We start from the raw sequence: 11726 nt of genomic DNA on the forward strand, positions 1-11726 counted from the left end.
GGAACCGGACGTCTTGGGGCATCAGGTGGCCTCGCCGAACCGCTGCCGCAGTTCCCGTTTGAGGATCTTCCCGCTGGCGTTGCGGGGCAGCGCGTCCACGAACAGCACCCGCTTGGGCGCCTTGAAGGCGGGGATCCTCTCGCGCACGTGGGCGATCAGGTCGGCCTCGCCGATCTCGCCGCGGGCCACGACGACCGCCGTGACGGCCTCGACCCACCGCGCGTCGGGCAGGCCGATCACGGCGGCCTCGGCGACCGACTCGTGGGTGTAGAGCGCGTCCTCGACCTGCCGTGAGGCGACCAGTACGCCACCGGAGTTGATGACGTCCTTCACCCGGTCGACGATGGTGAAGTAGCCGTCGGCGTCGCGCACCGCGAGATCCCCGGAGTGGAACCAGCCGTCCCGGAAGGCCTCCTGGGTCTCCTGCGGCTTCTCCCAGTACCCCTCGCACAGTTGCGGTGACCGGTAGACGATCTCGCCGGGTGTGCCGTCGGGCACGTCCTCGCCGTCCTCGCCGACCACCCGGGCCTCCACGAACAGCACGGTGCGGCCGCAGGAGTCGAGGCGCCCCTTGTGCTCCTCGGGCGCGAGCACGGTGGCCAGCGGCCCGATCTCGCTCTGTCCGAAGCAGTTGAACAGGGCCAGGTGCGGCAGGCGTTCGCGCAGCCGCTCCAGGACCGGCACCGGCATGATCGACGCCCCGTAGTAGGCCTTGCGCAGTCCGCCGAGGTCGCGTGCGCCGAAGTCGGGCCGGTCGGCGAGGCCGATCCACACGGTGGGCGGCGCGAAGAGGCTGTCCACGCGTCCGCTCTCGATCAGGTCGAAGAGGGTGTCGCCGTCCGGGCCGTCCAGCACGATGTTGGTCGCGCCGACCGCGAGGTAGGGCAGCAGGAACACGTGCATCTGGGCGGAGTGGTAGAGGGGCAGCGCGTGGGCGGGACGGTCGCCCGCGCTCAGGTCGAGGGCGGCGATCGCGCTCAGGTACTCGTGCACCAGGGCCCGGTGGGTCATCATCGCGCCCTTGGGCAGCGCGGTGGTCCCCGAGGTGTAGAGCAACTGCACCAGGTCCTCGGTGCGCGGTTCGGGGCCGTCGTACGGCGGCGCGTCCGCGAGCCGGTCCAGGAGCGAGCCGTCGGCGTCCCGCAGCGGCAGGACCCGCACCGCGCCGGGGAGCCGGCCGGCCAGTCCGGGGTCGGCGAGCGCCAGGGAACTGCCCGACTGGCCGATGAGGTAGGCGAGGTCGTCACCGGTCAGGTTCTGGTTGACGGGCACGTGCACGAGGCCGGCCCGGGCGCAGGCGAGGAACGCGATCAGGTAGGCGTCGGAGTTGTGCCCGTAGGCGGCGACCCGGTCGCCCGGGGTCAGGCCCTGGCCGAGGAGGACGCTCGCCGCCCGGGAGACGGCGTCGTCGAGTTCCTGGTACGTCCACCGGCGTTCGCCGTACTCCAGCGCGACCCGTGCGGGGGTGCGCCGGGCGCTGCGGCGCAGCACCCCGTCGACCGTGCTGCCCTGTCCGTGCGTCATGACCCTTGATCCTCGGTCCGTCGCCGGGAGAGGTCAAGCGCCGCGGCACCGGGTCCGGCCGCGGCCGGATCCGACGGCTTCGTCCCGGTCGGCGTCTCGTGCCACAGAAGGCGTGCGGGCCTGGCGGGATTCTGCCTCCGCGTGCTTCCGTGCGCCCCTTGGAAGAAGGGTTTCGGAAGACCTCTGAACGTGGAACCTGGGCAGGACTTGTCTCGGGCGCTCAACCCGAAGCAGGTTCAGTCGATTTCACGTGAAGCATCGGGCAGGAGGTTTTCATGAACCGCGCTGCGCCTGAGCAGAAACGGGCATGGACAGCAGGTACTGCTCCCGGCATATTCCCTCTCCTTGGTCACGGTATCGCCTTCTACCGTCGGCCGCTGGCGTTTTTGAATTCTTTACCGGCATACGGAGATCTGGTCGAGTTACGCCTGGGTCCGCAGCGCGCCTGGATGGTGTGCCATCCGGAACTGACGCACGAGATGCTCATGGACCCGCACACCTTCGACAAGGGCGGCCCGCTCTACGACCGGCTCGGGAAACTGATGGGCGACGGTCTGGTCACGTGCCGCCAGCCGGACCACCGGGACAGCCGGCGGCTGCTGCAACCTGCCTTCCGTCCCTCCCGGATCGCCGCCCACACGGACCTCGTCACCGAGGAGGCCGCGGCGGTGTGCGAGGACTGGCGGCCCGGCGGGACCGTGGCCGTCACCGAGGCGATGACGACCCTCACGACCCGGGTGATCAGCCGGGTCCTGTTCTCCGACTCCCTGGACGACCGGACGACCGCCGAGGTGCGGGACTGCCTCGCGGCCGTCGTCCGGGGCCTGTTCCTGCGCACGGTGGTCCCGGTCGACGCCCTCTTCCGCCTCCCGACCCCCGCCAACCGCCGCTACCGGCGGGCACTGGCCCGCCTGCACGCGATCATCGACACGGCGATCGCGCGGCGCGGGCCGGACGCCGGACACGACGACGTGCTCGGCACGCTGCTGGCGGCCGCCGGGGACGACCGGCGGCCGGCACCGGTCACCGACCAGGACGTCCACGACCACCTGATCACCCTGCTGCTCACCGGTGCCGAGACCGCCGCGCTGGCGCTGGCCGCGGCCTTCGGGCTGCTGGCCCGCAGTCCGGAGGCCGAGCGCCGGCTGCACGCGGAACTCGACGCCGTCCTCCCCGGCGGCCGCCGTCCCGGCACCGACGACCTGCCGCACCTCGTGTACACCCGGTGCGTCGTCTCCGAGACGCTGCGCCACTCCTCGCCCGGCTGGCTCTTCACCCGGGTCACCACCCGGGAGACGGAACTCGCAGGCCGCCGCCTGCCCGCGGGTGCCACCGTCCTCTACAGCCCCTACCTGCTGCACCACGATGCGTCGTGGTTCCCCGACCCCGAGCGCTTCGACCCGGACCGCTGGCTGCCCGGACGGCCCACGGCCGCACAACGCCGCGCGACCATGCCGTTCTCCGCGGGCAACCGCAAGTGCCTGGGCGACGAGTTCGCCATGGCCGAGATCACCCTGGCCCTCGCCACCATCGCCGGCCGGGTGCGCCTGCGCCATCTGCCCGGCGCCGCCGACCGGGCCCCGCGCCCCGCGATCACGCTGGGCCCGCGCTCCCTCGTCATGGCCTGCGAGGCCCGCTCCCGCCGACAGCCGGACACCGCGCCCCGGGCCGGTGCCGCCCCGCGCGTCCCCGACTCCCGAACGGCAGGTGATCACGTTGTCGGCAACCCATGAGGACGTCACGGTCGGTGTCCTGGCCGGCCCCCCGGCCGCCGATCTCCGGGACCTGATCGACACCCACCTCCACATGCCCTTCCCCTTCCGGAGCAACCCGCACGAGGCCGAGGCCGAGGCCGCCGTCGACGCCTGGCTGAGCACGTGGGGCCTGACCGGCGAGCCGGGCGTGGCGGCGATGATCGCCCGCACCCGGCCCGCCCGGCTCGCGTCCTACAACGGCCCGGCCATGGACGCCGGCCTGCTGCGCGTCGTGGCCCTCCAGATCGCCTACCAGTTCGTCTTCGACGACCGCGCGGAGGACGTCGGCGGGCGCTCGCCGGGCGGTCTCGTGCCCATGCTGTGCGAGAGCGTCGCGGTCCTGCGGGACGACCGGCCACCCGCCACCCCGCTCGGCGCGGCCCTGGCCGACCTGTACCGCCAGGTCCGGGAACGGTGCACCCCGGGACAGGCCGCGCGATGGTCGTGGACCAGCCGTGAGTACGTGCACGGCCTGCTCTACGAAGCGGTGGCGCAGGCTCAGCCCCGTCTCGTGCGGACCGGTGACTGCACCTCGATCCGGTCGCTGACCGCGGGCGTCGAGCCGTTCTACCCGCTGTGCGAGGCGGCCCAACGGGACGAGCTGTCCGACGCCGAACTCCACCACCCCGCCGTGCAGCGGCTGCGCCGGCTGTCGGCCGACGCGGCGGTGTGGATACCCGACCTGTTCTCCGCGGTGAAGGAGCAGCGCTCCGGCGGCATGATCAACCTGGCCCTGGCCCACCAGCGCGCGCACCACTGCTCGCTGCAGACCGCCGTCCTGCTGGCCATCCGCCAGATCAACGCGACGATCGAGGAGTTCCAGCGCCTGCACGCCGAGGTGAAGCCGGAGCTGAGCCGCGCGGGCGTCGGCTACGTGGAGGGCATGATCGGCTGGATCCGCGGCTGCTACCACTGGTCCCGGACCGTGCCGCGGTACGCGGACACGGTGTCGGTGCCGGCCGTCCCACCGGCCCCCTGACCCGGCCGCCGACGGCACCGCCGGGGACCCGGCCATCGGAGCCCCATACCCGAAGACCGGTCATTATCCCGCCCGCAGCCCGTGATTCACCCTAAGGTGCGCAATCCGGTCGGGCGTGCCTGCTCCGGGCGTACGCTCGGCTCCCCCGGGCCGAACGACAGAAAGCGACACGGCACATGGCGACGGAGCAGCGCCAACCGATCACCGACAGAGGGAGGTTGATCGAACGCCAGCGGGAACTGGAGGCACTCGACGCCGCGTTCCGTGAGCTGCGGGGTACCGCGGACGGTGTGCCGCGGGTCCGGCGCAGGGGAATGCTCGCCCTGACCGGCCGGGCGGGGCTCGGCAAGACCGCACTCGTCACGGAGGCACGGGCCAGGGCCGCGGCGGCCGGTCTCACCGTGCTGTCGGGCCGGGGCGGCGAGTCGGAACAGGGTTCGGCGTTCCGCCTCGTACGGCAGCTGATGCAGCCCCCGCTGGCGCGGATGGACGAGGCGCAGCTGCACGGGTTCCTGGGCAGCTGGTACGACGTCGTGGCCGCCGTGCTCGGCCTGGAGGCGCGCGGAGCCGTCCCGGCGCCGGACCCGACCGGGGTCCGCGAGGGCCTGGACTGGGTCATGACGCGTCTGACCGTGCAGCAGGCGCCCGTCGTCCTGCTCCTGGACGACCTGCACTGGGCGGACACCGAGTCCCTGACCTGGCTCGCCTCCTTCGCCGCACGCGTCGAGGACCTGCCGTTGCTGATCGTCGTCGCCTACCGGCCCGACGAACTGCCGCCCGAGGCGAGCGGCCTCCGCGCCATTCTCGCGGACCACGGGGAGCGGCCGCACGGTCTGGCGCCCCTGACCGCCGACGGCGTGGCGCGGATCGTCAGGAACGAGATCGGCGAGACGGCCGAGGACCGGTTCTGCAAGGAGTGCTGGCTGGCCACGGGCGGGAGCCCCTTCGAAGCGGTGGAGCTGGCCATCGGGCTCGCCGAGCGGAACCTCGGCGGCACGGGCGAGGACCTGCCGACGATGCGGGAGCTCGCCGCGGCGATCAAGGGCCCGGGGCTGATCGCGCGGCTGGAACGGCTGGGCACCGCGACCGTACGTTTCGCGCACACCGCGGCCGTGCTGGGGTCGCCCTTCTCGCCCCGGCTCGCCGCCGCCGTCGCGGTGCTCGGCGAGCAGGCCGCGGCCGAGGCGGTCCGCAAACTGCGCGCGGCCCGGATCCTGGCGGAGGGTCACGGTCCGCAGGGCGAGCTGGAGTTCGTCCATCCGCTGATCGCCACGACGATCTACCAGTCCATCGGCACGGACTTCCGCGCCGGGCTGCACGAAGCCGCCGCGCGGGCGGTCCTGGCCGCCGGGTACGGTGCCGCCGCGGCGGCCCGCCATCTGCTGGAGGTGCCCTGCGACGGCAGTACCGAGACGGTCGAGTCCCTGCGGGAGGCGGCCCGCGGGTACCTGCGCGCGGGAGCCACCGAGGCGGCCGGGCGGCTGCTGGCCCGTGCGCTGCAGGAGCCGCCGCGTCCCGGTGACCGGGCCGCGATCCTGCACGAACTGGCCTGCGCCACCTTCCTGATCGAGCCCACGGCCACCGTCCGGCATCTGCGGCAGGCGCTCAGGGAACCCGACGTCGACCCCGATCTGCGCGCCTCCCTCGTCTTCCGGCTGACCCAGGCACTCGCGCACACCGACCAGATGGCCGAGGCGGAGCGGGTCGCCACCGAGGAGGCGCGGCAGGCCCCGAATCCCCGCGTCAAACTGCGCATGCAGGCCGACCAGTTCGTCTGGGGCATGTTCCGCACCGACGACCGGGACTCGCCGGCCCGCTCCCGCACGCTGACGCGGCTGGCCGGGAAGCTGCCGGGCCGCCGCCTCGAGGAGCGGTACATCCTGGGGCTGCGGGCCTGGGACGCGGTCATGCGGGGCGAGCCCCGGCGGACCGCGCTCGGGTACGCCGAGCGGGCCCTGCGCGGCGGCATGAGCTGGACCGACGAGAACCGGGGCTTCGAGGTGCCCGCCTCGGTCGCGCTGGTCTTCATGTACGGCGACCGGCCGCGCCGGGCCGAGGAGCTGTTCGGCGCGGGGATCGCCGAGTGCGCCGCCAAGGGGTGGTGCGGCTCGCATCTCGCCCTCGGGCAGACCCTCGCCGGCTACATCCGCTACCGGCGCGGCTGCCTCGCCGAGGCCGAGGACCTCGAACTGCGGGGGCTGCGGATCGCGGACCGGGTCGAAGGGGCCGTGCCCGCCCAGTGGTTCGCGGTCGGCATCCTGATCCAGACCCTGCTGGCGCGTGGCCGGGTGGGTGAGGCCCGTGCGCTGGCCGACCGGCACCACTTCGGGGAGACGGTCCCGAACGCCGTCATCTATCCCGACCCGCGCACCGTGTACGCCGAGCTGCTGCTGGCGGAGGGGCGGCACGCGGAGGCGGCGCCGCTGCTGGCCGCGGTCGGGGAGTGGCTGGACGGGCGGGCCTGGCGCAACCCCTCCTGGTGCCCGTGGCAGCTGCGGCTGGCCACCGCGCTGGCCCCGGCCGCCCCGCGGGAGGCGGTCGGGCACGCGCGCGAAGCTGTGCGGCGGGCGCGGGAGTTCGGCGCGGTCTCCACGGTCGGCCAGGCTCTGCACACCCTGGCCGAGGTGACCGGCGGTCCCGCGGCCGTCGAGCTGTACGCGGAGGCCGTGGCCCACCTGGAGCAGTCGCCCGCCGCCTACGAACTCGCCCGCGCCCAGGTCGGTCACGGTGCCGCGCTGTCGCGTGCCGGGCGCGTGCAGGAGGCCGCGGACCGGCTCTACCAGGGGCTGGAGGGAGCCGTGCACTGCGGTGCCGACGCGCTCGCCGCCCGGGCCAGGGGTGAGCTGTCGGCGGCCGGGCTGCGGCCGCTGCCGCTGCGCTACCCGCAGGCGGACACGCTGACCGCCCAGGAGCACAGGACCGCCGAACTGACCGTGCGGGGGCAGTCGGTGGCCGTGGTCGCCAAGGAACTGCACCTGACCGAGCAGGGCGTACGGCAGTTGCTGTCCCGTGTCTACCGCAAGATCGGCACCGACGCCTCCGGTCTCGCCGAGTTCCTGGACGGCGGTCCGGGCGGACTGGTCTGACGCCGCCGCCCGGTGTCACACCTGACGGGTGCGGCCCTCCCAGTACGGGTCGCGCAGCCGTCGTTTGTACAGCTTGCCGTTGGGGTCGCGGGGCATCTCGGTGATGAAGTCGACGGTCCTGGGCCGTTTGTAGCCGGCGAGGCGTTCGGCGCAGTGGGCGAGGAGGGCGGCGGCGAGGGCGGGGCCGGGTTCCTGGCCGGGCGCGGGTTCGACGACGGCCTTGACCTCCTCGCCCCAGTCGTCGTGCGGGATGCCGAAGGCGGCGGCGTCGGCGACGGCCGGGTGGGACAGGAGCGCGGACTCGATCTCGGCGGGGTAGATGTTGACCCCGCCGGAGATGATCATGTCGATCTTGCGGTCGCGCAGGAAGAGGTAGCCGTCCGCGTCGAGGTAGCCGAGGTCGCCGACGGTGAAGAAGTCGCCGATCCGGTTCTTCGCCGTCTTGGCCTCGTCCTTGTGGTAGGAGAAGCCGCCGGTGTTCATCTTCATGTAGACGGTGCCGAGTTCACCGGGAGGCAGCCGGTTGCCGTCGTCGTCGAAGACCGCGAGTTCGCTGATCGGCCAGGCCTTGCCGACCGTGCCGGGCTTCTTCAGCCAGTCCTCGGCGGTGGCGAAGGCGCCGCCGCCCTCGCTGGCCGCGTAGTACTCCTCGACACTGGGCCCCCACCAGTCGAGCATGGCCCGTTTGACGTGGTCCGGGCAGGGGGCCGCGCCGTGAATGGCGTGCCGCATGGAGGAGACGTCGTAGCGGGCGCGTACCTGTGCGGGCAGGGCGAGCAGGCGGTGGAACTGGGTGGGGACCATGTGGGTGTGGGTGCAGTGGTGGGCGTCGATCAGGCGGAGCATCTCCTCGGGTGTCCACTTGTCCATGAGGACCAGCCGGTGGCCTATGTGGAGGGACGCGCCCGCGAACTGCAGGACGGCCGTGTGGTAGAGCGGCGAGCAGACCAGGTGGACGTTGTCGCCGAAGGGCCGGATGCCGAAGATGCCGAGGAAGCCGCCGAGGTAGGCCTCCTCGGGGAGCCTGCCGGGCAGCGGGCGGCGGATCCCGCGAGGGCGGCCGGTGGTGCCCGAGGTGTAGTTCATGACCCAGCCGAGTTCGCGGTCGGCGGGCGCCGACTCGGGCTGCTGGTCGAGGAGTTCGGCGTACGGTCTGAAGCCCTCGATCTCGCCGACCGCGTACCGGTGGCCGGCCGGCAGACCGGCCTCGTCGGCGGCCTGGCGGACGGCGCCGGCGAAGCGTTCGTGGGCGAGCAGCACCTTGGCGCCGGAGTCGGCGACGATCCAGGCGATCTCCGGGCCGACGAAGTGGTGGTTGACGGGGACCAGGTAGAGGCCGGCCTGGCTGGCGGCCAGGTAGGCGGTGAGGAACTCGGGTCCGTTGGGCAGGACCGCCGCGAAGGCGTCGCCGCGTTCCAGGCCCGCGGCGCGCAGTCCGTGGACGAGCCGGTTGGCGGCGGCGAGCAGCCGGCCGGCGGTCCATTCCTCGCCGTCGGGTGCGACGAGCACCGTGCGGTCGGGCTCGGCGGCGGCCTGGGCCCAGAATCCGGCGGGGGGTGTGCTGGTCACGTGGCGCTCCTTCCGGCGATGCGGTTGATGCGGTCGACGGCGCGTTCGAAGCCTCGGGTGAGGTCGTCGAAGACGGCCTGGACGCTGCGTTCCTCGGTCATGCGGCCGACGATCTGGCCGACCGGCGTGCCCAGGAGGGGTTCGACCTCGTACTTCTGGATGCGGGAGACCGCCTCGGCGACCAGCAGGCCCTGCAGCGGCATCGGGAGGGTGCCGGGGCCGTCCGGGTCGTCCCAGGCGTCGGTCCACTCGGTGCGCAGCTGGCGTGCCGGTTTCCCGGTCAGGGCGCGGGAGCGGACCGTGTCGCCGGAGCCGGCGGCGAGCAGTTTGCGGGTCACGGCGGGCGAGGAGAGGTCGGCCTCGGTGACGGTCAGCCACAGGGAGCCCAGCCACACGCCCTGGGCGCCGAGGCTCAGGGCCGCCGCCACCTGGGCGCCGCTGCCGATGCCGCCGGCCGCGAGGACGGGCAGCGGGGCCACGGCGTCCACGACCTCGGGGGTGAGCACCATGGTGGCGATCTCGCCGGTGTGGCCGCCGGCCTCGTAGCCCTGTGCCACGACGACGTCGATGCCGGCGTCCCGGTGTTTGACGGCGTGCCGGGCGCTCCCGGCGAGGGCGGCGACCAGGACGTCCTGGTCGTGGGCGCGGTCGACGACGTCGGCGGGCGGCGAGCCGAGGGCGTTGGCGAGCAGCCGGATCGGGTAGTCGAAGGCGACGTCGAGCTGGGTGCGGGCGACCTGTTCCATCCAGCCGGTGATGCGCCATCCGGAGGCCTCGCCGGCGGCCAGCTCGGGCACCCCGTACCTGGCGAGGGTGTCGCGCACGAACTGCCGGTGCCCTTCCGGGATCATCGCCTCGACCTCGGCCTCGGTGACGCCGTCCACCTTCTTGGCCGGCATCACGACGTCGAGCCCGTACGGCTTGCCGCCGACGTGTTTCTCGATCCAGTCGAGGTCGCGTTTGAGGTCGTCGGGTGCGGTGTAGCGGACCGCGCCGAGCACGCCGAAGCCGCCGGCGCGGCTGATGGCCGCGGCGACGGCCGGGAACGGCGTGAAGCCGAAGACGGCGTGCTCGACTCCGAGGGTCTGGCTCAGCTCCGTCTGCATGGGCGCAGGATGCCGCAGTCGTCCGGCAGGCGGAAGAGATTTCCTGATGCTCCGTCAGATTTCTGCGGCGGCGGTTCGCCCGCGGCCCGGCGTCCGGGGCGGGACGCCCGTCACTCCCCCTTCAGCACCGCCATCGCCGCGTTGTGCCCGGGCACGCCGCTCACTCCTCCGCCGCGCACCGCGCCCGCCCCGCACAGCAGGACGTTGGCGTGCCGGGTCTCCACGCCCCAGCGGCCCGCGCCGTCCTGCGCGTAGGGCCAGGACAGGTCGCGGTGGAAGATGTTGCCGCCGGGCAGGCGCAGGTCGCGTTCGAGGTCCAGGGGGGTCTTGGCCTCGATGCAGGGGCGGCCGTCGGCGTCCAGCGCGAGGCAGTCGACGAGGGGTTCGGCGAGGTGGGCGTCGAGCTGGGCGACGGTGGACTTGAGGAGTTGCGCGCGCACGCCGTCGTTGTCGGCGTCGAAGAGCCGGGCGGGGGTGTGCAGGCCGAAGAGGGTGAGGGTCTGGTAGCCGCGCTCGACCAGGTCGCGGCCGAGGATCGTGGGGTCGGTCAGCGAGTGGCAGTAGATCTCCGAGGGCGGCGCGGACGGGAGCCGGCCGGCCGCGGCCTCGGCGTGGGCGGCGGCCAGTTGTCCGTAGCCCTCGGCGACGTGGAAGGTGCCGGAGAACGCCTCGCGCGGGTCGACGGCGGTGTCACGCAGCCGGGGCAGCCGCTTCAGCAGCATGTTCACCTTGAGCTGGGCGCCCTCGGCGGGCTCCGGGGCCGGATCGCCGGTCAGGGCGGCGAGTTCCTGCGGGGACGCGTTGACCAGGACGTTCCGGGCGCCGACGGTGCCTTCGCCGTCGGCGGTGCGGTAGGCGACCTCGGCGGTGTCGCCGTCCGTCTCGATCCGTACCGCCTCGTGCCCGGTGGCGAGCACCGCGCCCGCCGCGCGCGCGGTCGCGGCCAGCGCGTCGGTGAGGGCGCCCATGCCGCCGACGGGCACGTCCCAGGCTCCGGTGCCGCCGCCGATGACGTGGTAGAGGAAGCAGCGGTTCTGCCGCAGGGACGGGTCGTGGGCGTCGGCGAAGGTGCCGATCAGGGCGTCCGTGAGGACGACCCCGCGGACCAGGTCGTCGGTGAAGTTCTCCTCGATGGCGACGCCGATCGGTTCCTCGAACAGGGCGCGCCAGGCCGCCTCGTCGTCGATCCGGCGGCGCAGCTCCTCGCGCGTGGGCAGCGGCTCGGTGAGCGTCGGGAAGACGCGCTCGGCGACCCGGCCGGTCATGCCGTAGAACCGCTGCCAGGCCTGGTACTCCTCCTTGCCGCCGGTCAGCCGTTCGAACGCCTCGCGGATGCGGCGTTCGCCGCCGCCGACGAGCAGCCCGGTCGGCCGGCCGCCCCGCTCCACGGGCGTGTACGAGGAGATGGTGCGGCCGCGGACCCGGAAGTTCAGGCCCAGATCGCGGACGATCTTCCTGGGCAGCAGGCTGACCAGGTAGGAGTAGCGCGACAGCCGTGCGTCGACGCCGGCGAAGGGGCGGGTCGAGACGGCCGCGCCCCCGGTGCGGGCCAGCCGCTCCAGCACCAGTACGCTGCGCCCGGCCCGGGCCAGGTAGGCCGCCGCGACCAGGCCGTTGTGGCCACCGCCGACGATGACGGTGTCGTAGGTCCGGGATGTTTCGGAGGCAGGGGGCATGCTTCTTCGTAACACATGATGATCTAGTCAGG

The 11726-nt window shown here is 73.4% G+C and carries 7 protein-coding genes; 3 read left to right on the top strand and 4 right to left on the bottom strand.

The genetic code is table 11. From position 1 onward, the window contains the following. Window positions 1–21: 21 nt before the first annotated feature. The gene (locus tag ACIRQ9_RS26435; RefSeq protein ID WP_404178295.1) at window positions 22–1524 is read right to left on the bottom strand and encodes a fatty acyl-CoA synthetase; all 1503 of its coding nucleotides are present in this window, start codon (window positions 1522–1524) and stop codon (window positions 22–24) included. 275 nt (window positions 1525–1799) lie between these two features. On the opposite strand from ACIRQ9_RS26435, the gene ACIRQ9_RS26440 reads away from it, so the two are divergent. The 3 genes from ACIRQ9_RS26440 (at window position 1800) to ACIRQ9_RS26450 (ending at window position 7343) form a co-directional block, all read left to right on the top strand. Beyond that, window positions 1800–3257 (top strand): cytochrome P450, encoded by a 1458-nt coding sequence (locus tag ACIRQ9_RS26440; RefSeq protein WP_404178298.1) that lies wholly within the window; start codon window positions 1800–1802, stop codon window positions 3255–3257. Beyond that, window positions 3232–4257, top strand: a complete 1026-nt coding sequence (locus tag ACIRQ9_RS26445; RefSeq protein WP_404178301.1) for a (-)-alpha-amorphene synthase — start codon at window positions 3232–3234, stop codon at window positions 4255–4257. Before ACIRQ9_RS26440 ends, ACIRQ9_RS26445 begins: the two co-directional genes overlap by 26 nt. Before the next feature lie 176 nt (window positions 4258–4433). Beyond that, on the top strand, window positions 4434–7343 hold the full coding sequence (locus tag ACIRQ9_RS26450) for an ATP-binding protein (protein WP_404178303.1): 2910 nt from the start codon (window positions 4434–4436) through the stop codon (window positions 7341–7343). A 15-nt stretch (window positions 7344–7358) separates the two neighbouring features. Here the strand turns inward: ACIRQ9_RS26450 and ACIRQ9_RS26455 are convergent, their stop codons facing one another. From ACIRQ9_RS26455 to ACIRQ9_RS26465, 3 genes are all read right to left on the bottom strand, one after another. Then, on the bottom strand, window positions 7359–8912 hold the full coding sequence (locus ACIRQ9_RS26455) for an acyl-CoA synthetase (RefSeq protein WP_404178306.1): 1554 nt from the start codon (window positions 8910–8912) through the stop codon (window positions 7359–7361). Next, window positions 8909–10018 (bottom strand): NAD(P)H-dependent flavin oxidoreductase, encoded by a 1110-nt coding sequence (locus ACIRQ9_RS26460; RefSeq protein WP_404178309.1) that lies wholly within the window; start codon window positions 10016–10018, stop codon window positions 8909–8911. The genes ACIRQ9_RS26455 and ACIRQ9_RS26460 overlap by 4 nt, the downstream gene beginning before the upstream one ends. Before the next feature lie 110 nt (window positions 10019–10128). Continuing rightward, on the bottom strand, window positions 10129–11694 hold the full coding sequence (locus ACIRQ9_RS26465; RefSeq protein ID WP_404178312.1) for a phytoene desaturase family protein: 1566 nt from the start codon (window positions 11692–11694) through the stop codon (window positions 10129–10131). Between the last annotated feature and the right edge of the window lie 32 nt (window positions 11695–11726).

Source organism: Streptomyces sp. NPDC101237 (genome assembly GCF_044767465.1).
GTDB lineage: Bacteria > Actinomycetota > Actinomycetes > Streptomycetales > Streptomycetaceae > Streptomyces > Streptomyces gramineus.

What these genes read in the sequence shown, in the direction of transcription:
- ACIRQ9_RS26450 (WP_404178303.1), top strand. Translation starts at nt 4,434, where the DNA reads ATGGCGACGGAGCAGCGCCAACCGATCACCGACAGAGGGAGGTTGATC.
- ACIRQ9_RS26435 (WP_404178295.1), bottom strand. Translation starts at nt 1,524, where the DNA reads ATGACGCACGGACAGGGCAGCACGGTCGACGGGGTGCTGCGCCGCAGC.
- ACIRQ9_RS26460 (WP_404178309.1), bottom strand. Translation starts at nt 10,018, where the DNA reads ATGCAGACGGAGCTGAGCCAGACCCTCGGAGTCGAGCACGCCGTCTTC.
- ACIRQ9_RS26465 (WP_404178312.1), bottom strand. Translation starts at nt 11,694, where the DNA reads ATGCCCCCTGCCTCCGAAACATCCCGGACCTACGACACCGTCATCGTC.
- ACIRQ9_RS26440 (WP_404178298.1), top strand. Translation starts at nt 1,800, where the DNA reads ATGAACCGCGCTGCGCCTGAGCAGAAACGGGCATGGACAGCAGGTACT.